General features: G+C 64.4%; 22 protein-coding genes and 1 pseudogene. 9 read left to right on the forward strand and 14 right to left on the reverse strand.

Annotated elements, in window-relative coordinates; all coding sequences use genetic code 11:
* Nucleotides 1–4: 4 nt before the first annotated feature.
* Entirely contained in the window at nt 5–460 is a 456-nt protein-coding gene (locus BLS48_RS05905; RefSeq protein ID WP_091576051.1) for a cyclic nucleotide-binding domain-containing protein, read from the reverse strand.
* 221 nt (nt 461–681) lie between these two features.
* Entirely contained in the window at nt 682–1365 is a 684-nt protein-coding gene (locus tag BLS48_RS05910) for a response regulator transcription factor (RefSeq protein ID WP_091576052.1), read from the reverse strand.
* Between the two features lie 144 nt (nt 1366–1509).
* On the opposite strand from BLS48_RS05910, the gene BLS48_RS05915 reads away from it, so the two are divergent.
* The gene (locus BLS48_RS05915) at nt 1510–2046 is read left to right on the forward strand and encodes a L,D-transpeptidase family protein (RefSeq protein ID WP_208604592.1); all 537 of its coding nucleotides are present in this window, start codon (nt 1510–1512) and stop codon (nt 2044–2046) included.
* Between the two features lie 38 nt (nt 2047–2084).
* Here BLS48_RS05915 and BLS48_RS05920 read toward each other — a convergent pair whose 3' ends face one another.
* On the reverse strand, nt 2085–2342 hold the full coding sequence (locus tag BLS48_RS05920) for a hypothetical protein (RefSeq protein ID WP_091576054.1): 258 nt from the start codon (nt 2340–2342) through the stop codon (nt 2085–2087).
* A 163-nt stretch (nt 2343–2505) separates the two neighbouring features.
* On the opposite strand from BLS48_RS05920, the gene gcvA reads away from it, so the two are divergent.
* Entirely contained in the window at nt 2506–3438 is a 933-nt protein-coding gene (gene gcvA, locus BLS48_RS05925) for a transcriptional regulator GcvA (protein ID WP_091576055.1), read from the forward strand.
* A gap of 25 nt (nt 3439–3463) precedes the next feature.
* Here the strand turns inward: gcvA and BLS48_RS05930 are convergent, their stop codons facing one another.
* The 7 genes from BLS48_RS05930 to tsaD all read right to left on the reverse strand — a co-directional run bounded on the left by BLS48_RS05930 (nt 3464) and on the right by tsaD (nt 8312).
* Nucleotides 3464–4228 (reverse strand): glycosyltransferase family 25 protein, encoded by a 765-nt coding sequence (locus BLS48_RS05930; protein WP_244529520.1) that lies wholly within the window; start codon nt 4226–4228, stop codon nt 3464–3466.
* Nucleotides 4229–4645 (reverse strand): DUF1761 domain-containing protein, encoded by a 417-nt coding sequence (locus BLS48_RS05935; protein ID WP_091576056.1) that lies wholly within the window; start codon nt 4643–4645, stop codon nt 4229–4231.
* Between the two features lie 52 nt (nt 4646–4697).
* On the reverse strand, nt 4698–5396 hold the full coding sequence (locus tag BLS48_RS05940) for a class I SAM-dependent methyltransferase (RefSeq protein ID WP_208604586.1): 699 nt from the start codon (nt 5394–5396) through the stop codon (nt 4698–4700).
* On the reverse strand, nt 5351–5776 hold the full coding sequence (locus BLS48_RS05945; protein ID WP_091576058.1) for an EVE domain-containing protein: 426 nt from the start codon (nt 5774–5776) through the stop codon (nt 5351–5353). Before BLS48_RS05945 ends, BLS48_RS05940 begins: the two co-directional genes overlap by 46 nt.
* 100 nt (nt 5777–5876) lie before the next feature.
* Entirely contained in the window at nt 5877–6173 is a 297-nt protein-coding gene (locus BLS48_RS05950; RefSeq protein WP_091576059.1) for a YciI-like protein, read from the reverse strand.
* A 25-nt stretch (nt 6174–6198) separates the two neighbouring features.
* Nucleotides 6199–7230 carry an NAD(P)H-dependent glycerol-3-phosphate dehydrogenase gene (locus tag BLS48_RS05955; protein WP_091576060.1) on the reverse strand — a complete coding sequence of 344 codons (1032 nt, stop codon included), beginning with the start codon at nt 7228–7230 and terminating at the stop codon, nt 6199–6201.
* A complete protein-coding gene (tsaD, locus tag BLS48_RS05960) occupies nt 7227–8312 on the reverse strand; it encodes a tRNA (adenosine(37)-N6)-threonylcarbamoyltransferase complex transferase subunit TsaD (RefSeq protein ID WP_208604593.1) in 1086 nt (361 codons plus the stop codon). The genes BLS48_RS05955 and tsaD overlap by 4 nt, the downstream gene beginning before the upstream one ends.
* Before the next feature lie 226 nt (nt 8313–8538).
* Between tsaD and hemC the strand changes: the two genes are divergently transcribed.
* From hemC to BLS48_RS05995, 7 genes and pseudogenes are all read left to right on the forward strand, one after another.
* Entirely contained in the window at nt 8539–9465 is a 927-nt protein-coding gene (gene hemC / locus BLS48_RS05965; protein ID WP_091576062.1) for a hydroxymethylbilane synthase, read from the forward strand.
* A gap of 2 nt (nt 9466–9467) precedes the next feature.
* Complete coding sequence (locus BLS48_RS05970; protein WP_091576063.1) at nt 9468–10184, forward strand: uroporphyrinogen-III synthase; 717 nt, start codon at nt 9468–9470, stop codon at nt 10182–10184.
* Nucleotides 10185–10294: 110 nt separating this feature from the next.
* Entirely contained in the window at nt 10295–11749 is a 1455-nt protein-coding gene (locus BLS48_RS05975; protein WP_091576064.1) for a COG4223 family protein, read from the forward strand.
* Between the two features lie 10 nt (nt 11750–11759).
* Entirely contained in the window at nt 11760–13358 is a 1599-nt protein-coding gene (locus BLS48_RS05980) for a heme biosynthesis protein HemY (RefSeq protein WP_091576065.1), read from the forward strand.
* Nucleotides 13359–13394: 36 nt separating this feature from the next.
* Nucleotides 13395–13874, forward strand: a complete 480-nt coding sequence (locus BLS48_RS05985; protein WP_091576066.1) for a tellurite resistance TerB family protein — start codon at nt 13395–13397, stop codon at nt 13872–13874.
* Nucleotides 13875–13889: 15 nt separating this feature from the next.
* Nucleotides 13890–14597 (forward strand): annotated as a pseudogene (locus tag BLS48_RS05990) (glutamine amidotransferase); the annotation flags it as partial.
* A gap of 205 nt (nt 14598–14802) precedes the next feature.
* Complete coding sequence (locus BLS48_RS05995) at nt 14803–15693, forward strand: adenylate/guanylate cyclase domain-containing protein (protein ID WP_167364957.1); 891 nt, start codon at nt 14803–14805, stop codon at nt 15691–15693.
* A gap of 130 nt (nt 15694–15823) precedes the next feature.
* On the opposite strand, the gene BLS48_RS06000 is transcribed toward BLS48_RS05995, so the two are convergent.
* The 4 genes from BLS48_RS06000 to BLS48_RS06015 all read right to left on the reverse strand — a co-directional run bounded on the left by BLS48_RS06000 (nt 15824) and on the right by BLS48_RS06015 (nt 19930).
* Nucleotides 15824–17062, reverse strand: coding sequence for an MFS transporter (locus BLS48_RS06000; protein ID WP_091576068.1), 1239 nt, complete (start codon nt 17060–17062; stop codon nt 15824–15826).
* A gap of 161 nt (nt 17063–17223) precedes the next feature.
* Entirely contained in the window at nt 17224–18324 is a 1101-nt protein-coding gene (locus BLS48_RS06005) for an aminotransferase class I/II-fold pyridoxal phosphate-dependent enzyme (RefSeq protein ID WP_091576069.1), read from the reverse strand.
* Between the two features lie 215 nt (nt 18325–18539).
* Nucleotides 18540–19010, reverse strand: a complete 471-nt coding sequence (locus BLS48_RS06010) for a Ros/MucR family transcriptional regulator (RefSeq protein WP_091576070.1) — start codon at nt 19008–19010, stop codon at nt 18540–18542.
* 215 nt (nt 19011–19225) lie between these two features.
* Nucleotides 19226–19930 carry an ROK family protein gene (locus BLS48_RS06015; RefSeq protein WP_091576071.1) on the reverse strand — a complete coding sequence of 235 codons (705 nt, stop codon included), beginning with the start codon at nt 19928–19930 and terminating at the stop codon, nt 19226–19228.
* Nucleotides 19931–19937 lie beyond the last annotated feature (7 nt).

Here is a 19937-nt window from a genome sequence, read left to right on the forward strand (position 1 = left end):
GCGCCTATCCGGAAAAGCGCGGCGCCAGCTTTTCGATGCGGCGGATCATTGTCTGGAAATCCTCCAGGATGCGCTGATGCAATTGCACCGCGACTTCCGGGTATTCCTCGAGGATGCGGCGGAACATCTTGCGGCTGAGCCGTATCACTTCCGAATCGATCTCGGCCGACGCGCTGGTCAACCGGTTGGTGTCGGCGATCAATGCCAGTTCGCTCAGCATCGTGCCGGGGCCGGCCGTGCCGATCGGGATGCGTTCGCCATCCTGCTCGCGATAGAGCACGATGCGCCCGCTGACCACGATATAGGCCGAATCGGCCTCGTCGTCCTCGCGGTAGAGCTTGTGGTCGGCCTGCAGCAGGGTGGTCTCGGCGCCGAAGGCGAGCAGGCGCAACTGTTCCTGCGTGAAGCCCTCGAAGAGCCTCACGGCGGACAGGATGCGGATGTCGTCATCCAGCGCCATCTAGCTGTGTCCCCGAACGGTCAGTCCAATCCCTCCTCTAGAGCGCCGCGCGTGCTCTTGAACGCGCAAAGGACGCTCTAACATTTTTCAATCTGCGCATCGTGCTTTCCAAAATCGAATCCGATTTTTGGGCCGATGCGCGGAGTCGATCCAGAACCCCCACCAACCGGATCGTACCCGAAAGCGGCCCCGCCTCGGCCGCTCATTGGATAATGAAATGTTTAAGGAACCAGCTTGTAGCCGCCGCTTTCTGTCACAAGAATTTCCGCATTGGAAGGATCACGCTCGATCTTCTGGCGCAGCCGGTAGACATGGGTTTCCAGCGTGTGCGTGGTGACGCCCGAATTGTAGCCCCAGACTTCCTCGAGCAGCACATCGCGCGTCACCACCTTCTGGTCGGCGCGATAGAGATATTTGATGATCGAGGCTTCTTTCTCCGTCAGCCGCACCTTGGCGCCGCGCGGGTCGATCAGCAGTTTCTGGCTGGGCTTGAAGGTATAGGGGCCGACCGAGAAGGTGGCATCCTCGCTCTGTTCATGCTGGCGCAATTGCGCGCGGATGCGCGCAAGCAGCACGGCGAAGCGGAACGGCTTCGTCACATAGTCGTTGGCTCCGGCCTCGAGACCAAGGATCGTGTCGGAATCGGTATCGTGGCCGGTCAGCATGATGATGGGCGCCTTGTAGCCGCCCTTGCGTAGGATCTTCACCGCTTCGCGGCCATCCATGTCGGGCAGGCCGACATCCATGATGAGCAGATCGATGAGGCCGCCGCGCGCCGCGGCGACGCCTTTTGCCGCAGTCGATTCCTGCAGCACGTCGAATTCCTCGTAAAGGGACAATTGCTCGACCAGCGTGCCGCGCAGGTCGTCATCGTCGTCGACGATCAGGATGGTGCGTGAAGTCATGGATCAATCCGTTGTTTTGAAAAGAAAATTCAGTTGACCACTGCCTGTTTATGCGGAAGCTGACCGGCACAACAGCCGATCACAGTGATTTGTTCCGTGGCACGATCATACAAGAAAAAACGCGAGCGCAATGCAGCCGGCGCAATTTTGCCAAAAGGGCTGCGCGTGCTGACCGTGCGGGCCAGGCCCGGCCATCCAAGCCAGGGCCTGCTGCAGGCCGGCGCAACGGTATTTGCCTGTGCGCTGGGGCGTGGCGGCATCTCGGCCGACAAGCGCGAAGGCGACGGCGCCACGCCGCTCGCCTCGATGCGGATCCTGTCCGGCTATTTCCGGGGAGATCAGTTCTCCGGCGGTCGCAAGACCCGCCTGGCGATGACGCCCATCGGGCCCGATCTCGGCTGGTGCGAAGTGCCTGACGATCGCAACTACAACCGGCCGGTCAAGATCCCCTATGGCGCCAGCCACGAACGCATGCGGCGCGACGACCGGCTCTATGACGCCTGCCTGGTGCTCGACTGGAACCTATCGCCGCGCCGGCGTGGCCGCGGTAGCGCCATCTTCTTCCACCTGGCGCGCCCCGGTTTCACGCCGACGCAAGGCTGCGTCGCGGTGACGGCACGCACGATGGCGCGGCTCTTGCCGCTGCTGTCGGATCGGACGGTGATGAGGGTGGTGCGGTAGGCAGTAGGCACAGGCGTCGGTGCCGCCTTGATTTTCCCCTACTGCCTTACTGCCCTACTGCTTATTCCCTTAGGACGCTGCCAGCCTATGTCGAGAAGACCCAGCCGGCCCATCTCACGGTCCGTAGCCCGCGCAATGTCCTTGCGCCTGGCGCCAACATCGCGCAGCTGGCGATCGGACAGGTCCTCGACGTTCTGGTGCGGAAGGTTGACCGCGACCCTGGCTTGACGCAGCCAGTCGAGGGTGGCGGTCAGCCAGGCCGGCCGGGCAGGAGCAGAGTTGAGAGCGTGCGACATGACATGATCCGTTCACCGGACATCAAATCCGGTTTGATGGTGTTTCTGTAAACGCATCATGCCCGATTGAAATCCAAGCAGGAAACGAGTAGTTTTTTCCCTATCATCAAGTTTTATTTGAGGATGGAGACGCTGTGGGCCGCTTCGACCAGGTCACGCTCTGATGGCAACCCTGCTGCCGGGAACCCGGGCGCTCAGGATGCTGGAGGCAGCGGCCCGGCATCTCAATTTCACTCGCGCCGCCGACGAGCTCGGCCTGACGCCGGCCGCCGTCAGCCACCAGATCAAGGAAATCGAGGATCAGCTCGGCATCGTGCTTTTCACGCGCACCAGCCGCACCATCCGGCTGACGGAGGCGGGTACGGTGCTGTTCGAGGCCGCGACCGACGCGCTCGACCTGCTTGGCCGGGCCGCCATGCGGGCGCGCAAGATGGCGCGCGGGACGGAATTTCTGAAGGTGACACTGGACGCGCAGTTCGCGGCCAAATGGCTGATGCGGCGCGTCGAGGATTTCCGCAAGCAGAGGCCGGGCATCGAGCTCAGATTCGACATCGCCTACGGATTGCGCGATTTCGACCTCGACGACGTCGATGTCGGCATCCGCTTCGGCGCCGGCAAATATCCGGGGCTTTGCGCGCACCGCCTGTTCGACAACATCATCATTCCGGTATGCAGCCCGAGTCTGCTGAAATCCGGACCGCCCTTGCGGGAGCCGCGCGATCTCTTCAACCATACGCTCGCCCATATCGAATGGGCGCGCCAAGGCGTGACATGGCCGAACTGGCGGATGTGGATGGCTGCGGCCGGTGTCGATGATTTCGATGACAGTCGCACCGTCGTCTTCGGGACGTCCACGGATGCGGTCCAGGCGGCGCTCGACGGCAACGCCGTCGCGCTCGCCGATTTCGCCATGGTGGCAAACGACCTTTCCGAGGGCCGGCTGGTGCGGCCCTTCGAACTCAGCATCAGGGTCGCGCCGGAATTCGCCTACTTCCTGGTCTATCCCCAGGCCACGGCTGACGATCCCCGCATCGTCGCCTTTCGCGAATGGATTCTGGAGGAAGTGGCCAAGACGCGAACCACGGACAAGGCATAGGCACGGCCGTTGCCTGTCCTTTCGCTCAAGAGCGGGCGTTGTGGCCGAAGATCATGCGGTTGTACTTCTTCCAGTTCCATTGCAGTTTCTTGTACAGCAGCGGACGGAATTTGCCGGCAACCGAGGTCTGGAAAGCGCCGTTTTCGCTGCCTTGCTCGGCAATCGGCCGTTCGAACCACAGCATTTCAATCCCCAGCTCGTCGTCCATTTGTTCGATCTGATGATCGATCGGCCTGGATATCTTGTTCTGGGCGATCCAGGCGCAACGAGCTTCGGCGACGGGGCGGGTGATGAGGTAGGAATCGGCGCATCTGGCATGGAGCGCCGGATAAAGCTTCTGGCCCCTCCGCAATTTCCAGCTCGGCGTGTAGTAGTTGCTGCCATTGCCAAGGTAGATGACGGCCTTGCGCGTGGGGTCGCCGAGTTCGGTCAGCCCTTGCCGGAACTTGGCGACAAAGTTGCGGGCGAGGAACACGTCGTCCTCGAAAACCAGGCAATAGGGCAGGTCGGTCTCGAGGAAATCGCGCCAGATGCCGACATGCTTCAGCGCCAGCGAGACGCGCGCCGGGTGGACAAAGTCGGGGGCAATCAGCTCGGCGCGGATTTCAGGGGTGACCTCCGGCTGGTCCCAGTCGGTGTAGAAGTAAACGGGAACCCCGCGCCGCTCGAACTCCTTGACGATGTGCCGGCGCCGGTCCTCGTAGCCTTGCTTGACGTGACAAACCCGGGTGAACACCAGGTCGCGGGGGAATCCGGATTCGTCCGCCAGCATCAAAGCACCGCCGTTCATTCAGCTTGCCGCGGCGCCGAACCAGCCGATCACCGCGCCGATGATCAGCAGCACGCCGAGCCAGTGGCCGCCGTCGATGACGGTCAGGTCCCAGCCGAAATTCTCGTAGCGATGGTTGACCGAGAGCGTTGTCGCGACGAAACCCAGCCAAAGCACGAAGCCGAAGACCAGTCCGGCGAGCCATGTCGGCTCGCCGCCGGTCATCGCCCCGACGACCAGGGCCATTATGTAGGCCATGACCAGTTCGGCGATGAAGCTGATGACGAAGGGCAGCGGCGATTTCTTCATTGTCGCCGGATCGAATTTCGCGGCCTTCAGCCACGGCTTGCTCAAGGCCATGTACCAGGCGGCGCCGAACAACCACGCCACCACGGCGGCGGCGACCACCGCCAGCCAATTCACTGCTGAAAAATCCATGAGCTTGCCCCTCCAGATGCAGATTTATGGAAACGCCTGTTCGGCGACGGCGTCAAGCAAACCGCCAGACGGTCGTGCGCTTGACCAGGGAATCTTCCAATGCTCGCGTGACGGCGACTTCATAGACCGCGAGTGGTTCCAGCCCCGCCTTCGGCATATACGACCGGCCGGGATCGCCGACGAGGATCTCGGCGCCGCGCGCCTTGAGTGTCGCGAACCACGGCATCAACCGGTCGGCGAAGGATTTGTCATAGAAAACGTCGCCGGCCAGGATCACGTCCCAGCCCGCGTCGGTCCCGATGCAATCCGTGCCTAGGAAGTCGATCCGGACGCCGTTCGCCTCGCCATTGAGACGGATCGCGGTTGCGCAGAAAGGATCGATGTCGGCGGCGACCACCTCGGCGGCACCCACCCGGGCGGCGGCGATGGCGACAAGGCCGGAGCCGGAAGCGAAATCGAGCACGCGCTTGGCCCGCACTGTGTCGGGATTGTCGATGACATAGCGCGCAAGACCCTGGCCACCGGCCCAGGCAAATGCCCAGAAGGGCGGTGGCAGCCCGATCTCGACCAGCTCATCCTCGGTCCGCTGCCACAAATCATGGGCTTCGTCGGCAAGGTGCAGAAGAAGTTCCGGCACGTGCGGCGGCGCCATCAGCGCCGTGTTGTCGAGGATGAACTGCTTGGCGCTGTTTGGCGTGAGCGCCGTCACGGGGCGGGTGTCAGGCCGCCCATGCGGCAGACTTCCTTCCATTCGGCCGGCGTCACCGGCTGCACCGAAAGCCGCCCGAGCCGCACCAGCGCCATTTCGGCAAGCTTCGGATTGGCCTTGACCTGTTCCAGCGTCGGCGGGTTCGGCACATCCTTCAAGGCGCGGATGTCGACGCATTCCCAGCGCGGATCATCCGACGTGGTGTCGGGATGGGCAAGCGCGCAGACCTCGGCGATGCCGACCACGTTGAGCCCCTCGTTGGAATGGTAGAAGAAGCCGAGATCGCCGATCTGCATTGCCTTCATGTTGTTGCGCGCGGCGTAGTTGCGCACGCCATCCCATTGCGTGCCGGCCTTGCCCTTGGCCTTCAACGCCTCGAAGGAGAAGACCGAGGGTTCGGATTTGAACAGCCAGTAGTTCATTTGCTCCTCCTAGACTCTTTGTCTTGACGCAATTCCGGACGGAAAACCGTTTCACACTTTTCCTGGAATTGCTCCGGCGTTCGCTCGCCGTCGACCGGAATTAACTAGCCGCCGGCTTGTTGAACGTCCAGTTCCACTGGCGGATTTCGACGCTTTCGAACAGCCCGGCCCTGGCGTACGGGTCAGCAGTCGACAAGGCCTGTGCTGCGGCCAAGTCCGGCGCCTCGACGACCACGAGGCTGCCGTTGGGCTTGCCTTCGGCATCGAGGAACGGACCGGCAAAAGCCAGCTTCTTGTCGCCGTTCAATCCTTCCAGAAAGGCAACATGCGCGGGCCGCGTGTCGAGGCGCACCTGTAGGCTTCCGGGCTTGTCCTTGCAAATCAAAGCGAACAGCATGGTCTTCTCCTGGTCGAGGGATCAATCAATCGTTGGTTTCGGTCTTCAGCGGCCGGGTCATCAAGGCGGTCACAGCCTGCTGGATGGTGATGGTGCCGTCCAGTATGGCCGCTACGGCGGTGATGATGGGCGCATCGATGTTGCGCTCGCTGGCGATGCGGGCAGCGATTGCGGCCGTCGGCACGCCCTCGGCCAGTGGCAGTCCTGCAAGCGGCTTGCCTTGCCCGAGCGCCAGCCCATAGGCGAAGTTGCGCGATTGGGCGGAGGAGCAGGTGAGCAGCAGGTCACCAAGGCCGGAGAGCCCCATCAGGGTTTCGGGCCTGGCGCCGAAAGCAGCACCGATGCGGCGCAGCTCGACGAAACCGCGCGTCACCATGGCGGCCTGGGCGCTGGCGCCAAGCCCGGCGCCGGTGACCGCGCCGGCGGCGATGGCGAAGACGTTCTTCAAGGCGCCGCCGATCTCGACACCGATAAGGTCGTCGCTCGAATAGCAGCGCAGGTTCTCGGCGGAAAAGCGGGCGGCGAGGTCGGCGGCCAGAGCTTCGTCGCGGGCGGCCACCACCACCGCCGTCGGCAGGCCTCGGGCGACATCGGTGGCGAAGCTCGGGCCCGACAGGGCGGCGACGGGATTTTGCGGCAGGATTTCCTCGACGATCGCCGACAGCAGGGCACCGGTGTCGCGCTCGATGCCCTTGGCGCAGAGAACGAGCGGAATGCCGGCCGGCATATGGCCTTTCGCGAGCGCCAGCGTTGCCCGCAGTGACTGCGCCGGCGTCACCGCCAGCACGCAATCAGCGCCAGCGAGCGCTGTCTCGATGTCGCTCGTCGCCTCGATGCCGGGCGCGATGGCGATGCCGGGCAGATAGCGCGGGTTCTCGCCACGGCCGATAGAGGCGACGGTTTCCGGGTCGCGCGCGAACAGCCGCACCGAGTGGCCGGCGCGCAGCATGGCGAGTGCCAGCGCCGTCCCCCAGGCGCCGCCGCCAAGGACAGTGACGCGCCAGCCGCTTTTGCCCGGACTATTCATGTCTCGACTGCTCAGGGCCCGATCATTCATGCCTTGGCTCCACGCCGGCCGGAACCGACCATCGGCGTCGAGATGCCGTCCAGCGGCCAGCGCGAGCGCGGCACGAAGTCGAAGCCGTTCTCCTGCGCCATGCCTTCGCGCAACCGTTCGATACCGGCCCAGGCGATCATCGCCGCATTGTCGGTGCAAAGCTTCAGCGGCGGCGCGACGAAGGTGAAGCCAGCCTCGGCGCACTGGCGTTCCAGCGTCGCCTTGATGGTCCGGTTGGCGGCGACACCGCCGGCGACGACCAGCGCCGGATCTTTCGTGCCCGGAAATGTTTCGCGAAAGCGCGAAAGCGCACGCGCGACGCGGTCGGCCAGCGCATCGGCGACCGCCGCCTGGAACGAAGCGCAGATGTCGGCGACATCCTGGTCGCTCAAGGGGGCGATGGCGGTCGCCGCCTGGCGCACGGCGGTCTTCAAACCGGAGAAGGAGAAGTCGGGCTGCGCCGAACCCTTCATCGGGCGGGGAAAGGCAAAGCGCGAGGCATTGCCGGCCTGTGCCGCCTTTTCGACATTCGGTCCGCCGGGATAGGGCAGGCCGAGCATCTTGGCCGTCTTGTCGAAGGCTTCGCCGAGCGCGTCGTCGATGGTGGTGGCCCAGCGCTGATAGTCGCCGACGCCGCGCACGGCGAGGATCTGCGTGTGGCCGCCGGAGACCAGCAGCAGCAGATAGGGAAAATCGAGCCCGTCGGTCAGCCGTGCGGTCAAGGCATGGCCTTCGAGGTGGTTGATGGCGATCAGCGGCTTGCCCGCGGCGGCGGCGATCGCCTTGGCCGTCATCAGCCCGACAATCAGGCCGCCGACAAGGCCGGGGCCGGCGGTCGCGGCGATGGCATCGATGTCGGCGAGGTCAACGCCCGAATCGGCAAGGGCAGCCTCGACGATGCCGTCCAGTGCCTCGACATGGGCGCGCGCGGCGATCTCGGGCACGACGCCGCCGAACGCGGCATGCTCCTCGATCTGGCTGAGCACGATGTTGGACAGGATTTTTGGCGCGGCATCGCCGTCCAGCGCCACGACGCTGGCGGCGGTCTCGTCACAACTCGTCTCGATGCCCAGAACGCGGATCAATTGGTCGCTGTCCCCAGAGATTGTATCGTCGGGCTTTCCCCGTTAGGAGGTCTGCCGATATTCAGGTGATGCCGGCCTGCGAATGGCGGTTTCCGCGCTTGCGGTGCTCACGTACCCGAAGGTACGCTCCGCTCCGGTTCCCGGAACCACCATTTTCGGCTCGGCCTGACTTGAATCTCGACAGACCTCCATTTGCCCGGGGGGTTATCACGGACCGCGCGCCATGCAAACAATCTTGAGAATCGGAACACGCGGCAGCCCGCTGGCGCTGGCGCAGGCGCATGAAACGCAGGCGCGGCTGATGGCCGCGCATGGCCTGCCGGCGGCGTCGTTCGAGGTCGTCGTCATTTCGACCAGCGGCGACCGCATCCAGGACCGGCCGCTGTCGGAAGCCGGCGGCAAGGGGCTGTTCACCAAGGAGATCGAGGAGGCGCTGCTCGCACGCCGGATCGACATCGCCGTGCATTCGTCGAAGGACATGCCGACACAACTGCCCGACGGCCTGGAACTCAGTGCCTTCCTGCCGCGCGAGGACGCGCGCGACGCCTTTGTCGGCAAGGCGGCGAAGACGATCGCCGACCTGCCGCAAGGGGCGAAAGTCGGCTCGTCGTCGCTGCGGCGGCAGGCGCTGATCCGCAGGATGCGGCCGGATCTCGACGTGGTGATGTTTCGCGGCAATGTGCAGACGCGGCTGCGCAAGCTTGACGAAGGCGTCGCCGCCGGCACGATCCTCGCCCATGCCGGGTTGAAGCGGCTCGGGCTCGACCATGTCATCACCGACCTCATGCCGCTCGACATCTTCCCGCCGGCGCCGGGGCAGGGCGCGATCTGCATCGAGAGCCGCATCGGCGATCGTGACGCGGACAAGATGCTGGCGGCCATCCATGATAGGCCGACCGGACAGGCGCTGGCCTGCGAACGTGCCTTTCTGGCGGCGCTCGACGGCTCCTGCCGCACGCCGATCGCCGGCCATGCCATCATCGAGGCCGAACTGCTGTCTTTCGCCGGGCTGATCATCTCGCCCGACGGCACGCAGTCGCACACCGTCGAGCTGCAGGGCCCGGCCCAGGACGCCGCCCGCATCGGCGCGGAAGCCGCCGGGACGGTGCGGGCGAAGGCCGGCGAAAAGTTCTTCGACGGCTGGGCCTGACGATGCTTCGCGTTCTGGTGACGCGGCCGGAACCGGGCGCATCGCGCACGATGTCGCTGCTGCGGGACAGGGGCTTCGAGCCGATCCTGTTGCCGCTCACCGAGACCGTTGCAATGCCTGTCGCCGCCGATCTGCCCAAGGCCGGCGCCGCGGCGGTTGCCATCACCAGTGCGAATGCCGTGCGCCATGCGCCGAAAGAAGTCATCGCGGCGCTTGCCGCCTTGCCCTGTCATGCCGTCGGCAAGAGGACCGCGGAAGCGGCGCTCAAGGCAGGGTTCTTGTCCGTCAGCGTCGGCCCAGGCGATGCCGAAGCCTTGGCTGACAGCCTGGCCGGCGATGTCCCGGGCAAGACCGTCGTCTATCTCTGTGGACGGGTGCGGTTTCCGGCGTTCGAACAGAGGCTGGAAGCGGCTGGTGTCCCGGTCCAGGCCGTCGAGACCTATGACACGCTCGCGATTGATTATCCGGACGACGCCGTGCTTGCGCGCCTCTCCGGTCAACCCGCGGACGCGGTGCTGCTCTATTCGGCCAAGGCGGCTCAGACGTTACAGGCCCTGACCTCGCGGCCCACTCTGCAAAGGCTCTTTGAAAAAACATGGTTTTTCGCTCTTTCCGCGCGCATCGCCGCCGCCCTTGACAATATCGCCGGCGAGAGACTCCGCGTTGCCGAACGGCCCGATGAGGAAACGCTGCTGGCACTTTTGCGGGCGCGGCGCTGAGCCGCGTCATCACACCGCCCCTTTTCACCGCTTGGTGATGTGCTAGACCCTTTCTGAACCATCAAGCGCCGCCCGGCGTTGAGACGAAGCGAATTTTGCGGAGCCCAGGCATGGTCAAGACGCCGAAGATGCGACACTCGAAAAGCCGGCGGGAGCCGGTGACCATCGAACTCGAGCCCGGTGCAGTCTCGCGCATCGCCGACGAGGACGCCGCCAAGCCGCAAGCGGTCGCCGAAGAAACGCCGGCCGAAATTCCCGACGAGCCGGTGCATGCCGACCAGACCGATCTCGAGCCCTGGGAGCATGCCGATGCTGCTGCCGCAGGGGCGACCGAGGCAGACGCGCCGACCGATGCCGGAACCAAAGCCACCGAACCGGAGATGCCCTATCCCGGTTCGGATGCGCCGCCTCCTCGCGCCAAGGCTTTTGACTACAGCTTTGAGGACGCAACCACCCGGACCGCCGAGACCAAGGAGGCGCCGGGGAAAGCCGAGGCGAGGAGCGAATCGATGGCAGTGCAGCCGAAGCGTGGCGGCCTCAACGGCATCGCCGCCGGCATCATCGGCGGTGTCATCGCGCTGGTCGGCGCCGGTGGCCTGCAATTCGCCGGCCTGCTCGGCGCGCCTGGCTCCGGTTCCGGGGTTTCGCTCGATGGCGTCAATGGCGAGATCGCTTCGCTGAAGACCGAAATTGCCGGGCTGAAGGAGACAAGTGGCAACACCGACGCGTCGGCCAAGGTGGACGGGCTGTCGGCGGCGCTCAATCAGGTCAAGACGGACATCGCGGCGCTGAAATCGATGGTCGAGTCCGGTGGAACGGGCGACACCGCCGGGCTTGCCGCACTGGGTGACAAGGTCAAGCAGATTGAAACCGCGGTCGCCGCGCTTGGCAAGGCCGGCAACGCGGCTCCTGTCGATCTCGGCCCGCTCAACGAGAAACTGGCTGGTCTCGATGCGCTGGTGAAATCAGCCGGTGAGGCGGCGACAGCGCAGGATGGCCGGCTCACCGCGCTCGAACAGTCGGTGTCGCAGCTTTCCGGCAAGGTCGAGGCGCAGGCCGGACAGCCGAAGATCGCGCTCGCCATTGCCGCGTCGGCTTTGAAGTCGGCGCTCGAACGCGGCGCGCCGTTCGCGGCTGAACTCGATACGTTTGCCGCGATCTCGCCCAACGCGCCTGAGATCGCAACCTTGCGCCCCTATGCCGAAAAGGGTGTCCCGACCCGCACGGAGATCGCATCGCAGATGGATGCCGCCGCCAACGCGATGGTCGCCGCCGCAACGCCTGTCGATGAGAATGCCGGCCTGCTGCAGAACCTGCTGTCGAGCGCCGAATCGCTGATCAAGGTCAGGCCGATCGGCGCCGTCGAGGGTGCCGGCGCGCCGGAAACCGTCGCGCGCATCGAGGTTGCGGTCAATCAGGGCGACTATGCCAAGGCGCTCAGCGAGTATGATACGCTGCCGCAAGCCGCCAAAGCCGCAGGCGCCGACTTTGCCGGCAAACTGAAGGCGCGCATCGAGGTCGAAACCCAGGTCGACGCGCTGATCTCCGGCGCGATGAAGGCATGAGGGCAACACAATGATCCGCCTGCTCGCCTTCCTCATCGTCGTTTTCGCGCTCGGACTGGGTTTTGCCTGGCTGGCCGACCGGCCGGGCGACATGGTCGTCACCTTCAATGGCTATCAATACCAGGTCAGCCTGATGGTGGCGGCGGTGGCCATCGTTGCCGTCGTTGCCGCGGTGATGATCTTCTGGTGGCTGGTCAAGTCGCTGTGGAACAGCCCCTACACCATCTCGCGCTATTTCCGCGTGCGCCGCCGCGACCGTGGCTATCAGGCGCTGTCGACCGGCATGATCGCCGCCGGCGCCGGCGACGGCGCGCTGGCCCGCAAAAAGACCAAGGAAGCAGCCAAGCTGATCCGTTCCGACCAGGAGCCGCTGATCCATCTGCTCGAGGCGCAGGCCTCGCTGCTCGAAGGCGATCATGAAGGCGCGCGGCAGAAGTTCGAGAGCATGCTCGACGATCCTGAAATGCGGCTGCTCGGCCTGCGCGGGCTCTATCTGGAAGCCGAACGTCTCGGCGACCGCAACGCCGCCCGGCATTACGCCGGCCGCGCCGCCGCCGTGGCACCGCAACTGGCCTGGGCGGCCGAATCAACGCTGGAAGAGCTGACCGCGCGCGGCGATTGGGACGGGGCGCTGAAACTGGTCGACGCGCAGAAATCGACGCGGCAGATCGAACGCGACGCCGCCAACCGCCGTCGCGCCGTGCTGTTGACCGCCAAGGCGCAGGCGCTCGCTGGCAGCGATCCCACTGCTGCCAGGACCGCGGCGATCGAGGCCAACCGGTTGCGTCCGGACTTCGCGCCCGCCGCCGTTGCCGCCGCCGCCGCGCTGTTCAAGCAGAACGACGTTCGCAAGGGCTCGAAAATCCTCGAGACGGCGTGGAAGGCCGAGCCGCACCCGGAGATCGCCGAGCTCTATACCCATGCAAGGCCGGGCGATGCCGTGCTCGACCGCCTCAACCGGGCGAAGAAGCTGCAGGAGATGAAGAAGAACCACGCGGAGTCGTCGATGACGGTGGCGCGCGCCGCTCTCGACGCGCAGGATTTTTCGACCGCCCGCCGCGAGGCCGAGGCCGCCATCAGGATGGACCGCCGCGAGGGCGCCTATCTGCTCCTGGCCGACATCGAGGAGGCCGAGACCGGCGACCAGGGCAAGGTGCGGCAGCTCTTGTCCAAGGCGGTGCGGGCGCCACGCGATCCGGCCTGGGTCGCCGACGGCGTCGTTTCCGAGCGCTGGGCGCCGGTATCGCCGGTCACCGGCAGGCTCGACGCCTTCGAGTGGCGGGCGCCGATGGAGCGGCTCGGTCAGCTGATCGACAGCCACGATGATGCACCAGCCGGTCCGGTACCGGTCATTGAAGCGCTGGCAAAGCCGGCCAGCGAAAGGCCGGTCGAGGTGATCGATGACACCGGTCCGCGCGAGGCAGCGGGCAAGGAAGCCGAGAACCACGAGGACCAAGTCAGGCCGATCACAGCGGCAGCCTTCGCCGCGGTGCCGGCCGATGCCGAGGCCGTCGAGCCGGCCGAGGAACTTGCGCGGCTGCCGGACGATCCCGGCGTCGATCCGGATGAGGAAGCGGAAAAATCGCCGCGCCGGTTCCGCCTGTTTTGAACCGGGTCGATTGTCCGGCTATTTGGGAATGAATTGATGTTTGAACGCGTTCTATCATTTCTGAAGGATTTGCCGACCGGCTCCGGCGCGCGCGCCAGCACGGACGACCCGCGCATCGCCGCGTCGGCGCTTCTCTACCATGTGATGAATGCTGATGGTGTGCGCCAGGATGTCGAGTGGGAACGGTTCAAGGCGGTGCTGGGGGAGAGCTACTCGATCAGTGGCGCCGAACTCGAAGCGCTGGTCGCCGCCGGCGAGCGGGCCGACAATGAAGCGATCGATCTCTATGCCTTCACCAGCGTGCTCAAGCGTCACCTCGATGCCGATGCGCGCAGGGCGTTCATCGGCCTGATGTGGGAGATCGTCTATGCCGACGGCGAGCTGCACGAGTTGGAGGACAACACCGTGTGGCGCGTCGCCGAGCTGATCGGCGTCGAACGCCGTGACCGCGTCGAGGCGCGCCGCAAGGCGGCGGCGCAGGCACCAGGCGCCACAGGAACATCCGCAGACGAATAGGGTTTTCGCCTTCCCATGCCGCCCAGAACGAGTTCGAAGCCCAGGATCCTGATCGTGTTGCATCAGGAGAATTCGAGCCCCGGACGCGTCGGCCACATGCTCATGGAAGAGGGTTTCGATCTCGACATCCGTCGTCCGCCGCTTGGTGATGTCTTGCCGGAAACGCTGGATGGCCATGCCGGCACGGTGGTGTTCGGCGGGCCGATGAGCGCCAATGACGAGGACGAATTTGTCCGCCGCGAGACCAACTGGCTGGAGATACCGCTCAAGGAGAACCGGCCTTTCCTCGGCATCTGCCTGGGCGCGCAGATGCTGGTCAACCATCTCGGTGGCAGGGTCGAGGGTCACGGCGAAGGGCTGGTCGAGATCGGCTGGTATCCGCTGAAGGCGACCGAAGCCGGCAGGAAACTGATGCACTGGCCGGAGATGGTCTACCAGTTCCATCGCGAGGGCTTCTCGCTGCCTCGCGACGCGACGCTGCTGGCGACGGCGGAGACCTACCCCAACCAGGCTTTCCGCTATGGCGACAATGCCTGGGGCATCCAGTTCCATGGCGAACTGACCCAGATGATGATGCAGCGCTGGGTGGTGCGCGGCGCCCACCGTTTCGAGCTGCCAGGCGCGCAGCCCGGCCGCGATCATCTCGGCGGCCGGCTGATCTGGGACATGCATCTCAAGCGCTGGCTGGACGAATTCCTGCGCATGATCTTCGGCAAGCCGGCTGTGGGCAAGAGTAAAACCCAATTACTCCGAACGGCCGAGCTTGACCCAAAGGCGACTCACGTCTGGCGTGGACGTCCGCTTTGCGCCTGTCCGTCCGTGACGATCGCCCGAAGCATCGCCCCGGTCCCCAAGCGCGCAAGTAGATATGTTGCAGACAACCTCGTGTGTTATACACGCTGGGCTTTTCGGGTCGGACACAAGATCGATGGATCAGGAAACGCTTCTTGCCGCAGTCCTCTTAGCTGATGTCGTGGGCAGCACGCCCCTCTATGAGCGCATCGGCGACGATGCCGCTTTGCTGCAGCTTTCAGACTGCCTGGACGCAATGCGGGCAATCGTCTCCCAATACGGTGGTGACTTCATCTACTCGAAGGGCGATGACGTACTCAGCCTTTTCGAGAGCCCGGAGATGGCGCTGGCGGCCGTTTGTCAAATCAGCCACCAACTGACGAAAGGGCCGTTGCTCGCTCGTATCGGATTGCATTTCGGGCCGGTCATTCGCGCACGCGGCGCGGTATTCGGTGACGTTGTCAATGTTACCGCAAGGTTGTCCACCACGGCCAACCCCGGGGAGGCGCTGATCAGCCAGAGCTTCTTCGAAGCCCTTTCCGCGGGCAGCCGCAAGGGCCTGCGGCTCCTCGACAAAATGGACTTCAAGGGAAAGCAGGAACTCTTCGATGTCTATACCTTGTGGAGCAGCGATGGGGTCCTCAATACTCAGGTCGCCACCCGTGGCGCCACCACCGATAGACGCTCAGTCCCGCCGCGGCAAATTCATCTGGTCATCCGCTATAGAGATCAGTTGCGATCGTGTCGAAACAACGAATCCGTGACAATCGGCCGATCTGCGGAATGCAATATTATCGTCGAGCGGCCCTGGGTGTCGAGGCGCCACGCGACCTTCACCATTTCGAATGGCAGGGCCCGGCTTGTCGAACGAAGCTCTTCGGGCACATTTGTGTCGATGGGACCCGGCCCTGAAGTATTCGTACGTCGCGAAGATATTCTCCTCTTCGGCTCCGGCGTCATCTCGCCTGGACTGAAGTCGTCACTCGGCGACGCCCAGGTTCTTCACTACGAAATTGTCTCGGACTGACCCGGCCGGAGCCGCGACCGGTTTCGAGCTGGTTCGCTGACGCCGTCGATGCCGCGCCCTATCTTTTGACAGCCATTGAGATCAACCATTCAAAGCTGGGGGCCAAGGACGGCCTGGATCCGGCGTTGAATCAGTTTCGCCCGTCGAGATGGCGGACCTTGCGCAGTTGCGGGAACAGCACCATCCACAGCCCGGCGACGGCGATCGCGCCGACGCCGCCGATCACGACAGCCGGCACCGTGCCGATCAACGCCGCCATCATGCCGGCGCGGAATTCGCCCAGCTCGTTGGAAGCGCCGACAAAGACCTGGTTGACGGCGTTGACGCGGCCACGCACATGGTCGGGCGTCCACAGCTGGATCAAGGTCTCCCGGATGTAGACGCTGAACATGTCGGTGGCGCCAAGGCAGACGAGTGCGACGATCGACAGCCAGGTGATGGTCGACAGGCCGAATAGCACGGTGAAGGCGCCGAACGACGCGGCGGAGCACAGCATGATCATGCCGGCGTGGTTGCGGAGTGGATGGCCGGCCAGCCAGATGGCGACGCAGATGGCGCCGACGCTGGGTGCCGAGCGCAGCAGGCCGAGGCCCCAGGGGCCGAGCTGCAGGATGTCGCGCGCGTAGATCGGCAGCAGCGCCGCAGCGCCGGACAGAAGCACGGCGAACAGATCGAGCGAGATGGCGCCAAGCACGATCTTTTCGCTCCAGATGTAACCGAAACCGGCAAACAGGGTCTGCATCGTCGGCTTGTCGGTCTCGCTGCGCTGCGCTGGCCTCGGGATGGTGAAGATCAACACCCCCGCCGCAAGGATGAGCGCAGCGGCGGTGCCGTAGGCGACTTCCGCCGACACGCCGTAGAGCAGGCCGCCGGCGACCGGCCCGACGATGGTCGCGGTCTGCCAGGCCGACGAATTCCAGGCGATGGCGTTGGCGAAATCCTCAGATGGCACCAGATTGGCGAACAGCGAGGCGGAGGCCGGGCCGAAAAAGGCGCGGGCGACGCCGAACATGGCGAGCACGGCGAAGATCGGCAGCGGTCCGCTGATGCCGCGCAGCGTCAGGGCGAGCAGCGCCAGGGCACAGATGGCTTCGAGCAGCACCGCCAGCGCCATGATCAGCCGGCGGCCGAAGCGGTCGGCGACGACGCCGGTGACCAGCACCAGCACCAGCGACGGCAGGAACTGGACGATGCCGACCAGACCGAGATCGAGCGGGTCGCGGGTCAGGTCATACATCTGCCAGCCGACCGCGACGGAAACGATCATGGTGGCGAATGTGGTGAGGAAACGCGCCGCCCAATAGCTCAGGAAGGATCGGTGGCGGAACGCGGCGTAGCGCTGGTCCGGCGAGGTTTGTGCGGCAGTCATGGATTGAGGCCCCGTTGCGATGGCATCGGTTGGCGGGGCACTTCCACGATGGGCGCTGGTCCGACCAATGGAACTTCTAACAAAGTTCGCGGCGGGATGTGCGTCAAAATCAGCGCGCGATCAATAAATTTTCGGCTTGTCCGGCGGATTGCACGCGAGGTTTACCCGCGCAGCACGGCGGAAATGGCGTCGAGCCCGCCCCTCAACTCGGCTTCCGTCGGCCAGCCGAAACCGACGCGGAAGAAGCGTTTTTCCATTTCGAACCAGTGGCCGGGCCCGACATAGGTGCCGTGGTTTTCCAGCAGGTTGACGTAGAATCGGTCGAGGTCGAAGCCGGCATCGACATTCAAGCGGGGAAAGCCGACAACGCCACCTTCCGGCCGCACCCAATCGACCAGCGGCTCGTTGTCGATCCAGGCCTGGACGATGTCGCGGCGCCTGGCCATTTCGGGCAGCAGCGTCGCCAGAAAGGCGTCCCGGCGCTGCAGCATGCCGCGCGCGATGCCTTCGTCGATGACGCTGCCGCAGATGCCGATCTGCTCCTTGGCGGCGAGGAATTTTTCCTGGAGCGCCGCATCCCTGGTGATCAGCCAGCCGATGCGGATGCCGGGAATGCCGAAGGCCTTGGACAGCGACGAGACGCTGATCGCCCGCGGGCTCAGCGAGGCCGCCGAGGGCAGGCGCTTGCCATAGGAGAGATCGCGGTAGGTCTCGTCGACCAGCAGATGGCAGCCGCTAGCCTCGGCGAGCGCGACCAAGGCATCGAGTTCAACCCGGCTCATCATCGTGCCGGTCGGGTTGTGCGGGCAGGTGACGCTGATCAGCCTGGTGTTCGGCCGCATCGCCGCCTTGACACGTTCGACATCGATGGCGAAGCCTTCCTCGAAGGCCAGGTCGACAAAGCCGATAGCGCAGCCGATCGCCCTCGGGGTTTCGATGTTGGTGGCGTAGTTGGGCCTGATGACGACGAGATGATCGTTCGCCGACAAAAGCGAAGTCGAGATGATGAACAGCGCGCCGGCGGCACCAGCGGTGACCAGGACATCATCCGGCGAGACGCCGGCGTCCTGCGCCGCGATCAGCGCGCGAAGGTCCTTGTCGCCGCGATGTTCGCCATAGAACAGCGTGAGATCAGGCAGCGACAGGCCGATATCGGAGAGCTTCTGGTCGGCGATCGAACTTTCGGAGAGATTGTGGCGGATACGGTCATAGCCGTACTCTTCCGGCGCCTCTTTCTCGATCACCATCCTGGTGTAGTTCATCGCTTCACCCCCAACGAAACCGTCCGGTCCATCCAAGCCACAAAAACGTGAAGCCTGCCAAGGCGGATTCGCCGGCAGGCTTCAATCAATCCATTGGCTCAGCGCCGAACTGCCTGAAGCGCGTCGCGTCGAGGCGGGTTCAGGCGACGCGCTTCAAGTCTTTTGTTTTATGCATGTCGTTGTCCCAAACCGCCGTGCACTTTTGGGCGACATGCCTAGGCCGAGGCCTTGGCCTTCCTGCCTTTGGTGCCCTTGGCGGGTACCTTCACAGGGGCGGCCTTGCGGCCGAGGCCGATCGACTTCGCCAGCAGCGAGCGCGAGGCCGCATAGTTGGGGGCGACCATCGGGTAGTCCGCGGGCAAGCTCCATTTGGCGCGGTAGGCGTCCGGCGTCAGACCGAAATGCACGCCGAGATGACGCTTCAGGGATTTGAACTTCTTGCCGTCTTCGAGGCAGATGATGAAATCCGGGGTGACCGACTTCTTGGGGTTGACCGCGGGGACCAGCGGCGCCGCCACCGGGACCACCGGCTTGCCGAGCCCACTTATCGACGTGCTGACGCTGGCGATGAGATCGGGCAGGCCGGAAGCGGGCAAGCGGTTCTTCTCGACGTAAGCGGAAACGATGTGAGCGGTCAGTTCGAGAAGGTCGATGTCTTTACGGGCGCTGTCGTGGTCGTCGGTCAATCTATCTCTCCGTCCAAGGCGAATGACCCTGAAAATCGGATTCGATTTCCGGAAAGGATCATGCGCAAATCAAAATGCTACCGCGTCGTCTGGGCGTCCGCGGGACGAACTGCGTTATCGTGGCGCGGAATTCCTAGTCGGCAAATCTGCACAACGCAATGACTTGGTGTGGCGACACACATTATTTTGAACAACTATACTAAACAGTAACAATATCAGATGATCAACGCCTTGTCGCGCCACAAGCGAAACCCGCCTTCGAAGGCGCGTGTGTTATCGCCGCGTCTGCTGTCGGCGGGCAATTCATCGAGCTTGTCGACATTGCCGCCGCCAATGACGACATAGTCCGGCTGCATGGCGGCGCGGAGCCGGTCGACGACGTCGAAGACATGTTTGCGCCACTTCTTCTTGCCGCGCTTTTCCAGGCCGCGTTCGCCGACATAGTCCTCGAAACTCTTGCCATTCTTGTAGGGAAGGTGGGCGACTTCCATCGGCTGGGCGACATTGTCGACGATCATCGCCGCGCCAAGACCAGTTCCCAGCCCAAGGAACAGCATGCGCCCGCCCTCGTAACTGCCGACTGCTTGCATCAGCGCGTCATTGACCACCTTCACCGGTTTGCCGAATTGCGCGGCGAAATCGTAGCCGGCCCAACCCTTGCCGAGATTGGCGGGGTCGGCCAACGGCCTGTTGTGGGTGACCGGGCCAGGATAGCCCATCGAGATGACGTCGTATGACAGGCCCTCGGCGAGCTTCGTCACCGCATCGGCCATCTGCTGCGGCGTCAGCCCGGGACCGGAGTCGGCGCGGCGCTCCGCGCCGCCGGCGCTGGTCAGGATCTTGACGTGCGAACCGCCGATATCGATCGAAAGCACGATCTTTTCGACATCCGATGCTGGTTGCTTCACCGCTTTGGCCATCGCATCA

Source organism: Mesorhizobium qingshengii (assembly GCF_900103325.1).
Taxonomy (GTDB): Bacteria; Pseudomonadota; Alphaproteobacteria; order Rhizobiales; family Rhizobiaceae; genus Mesorhizobium; species Mesorhizobium qingshengii.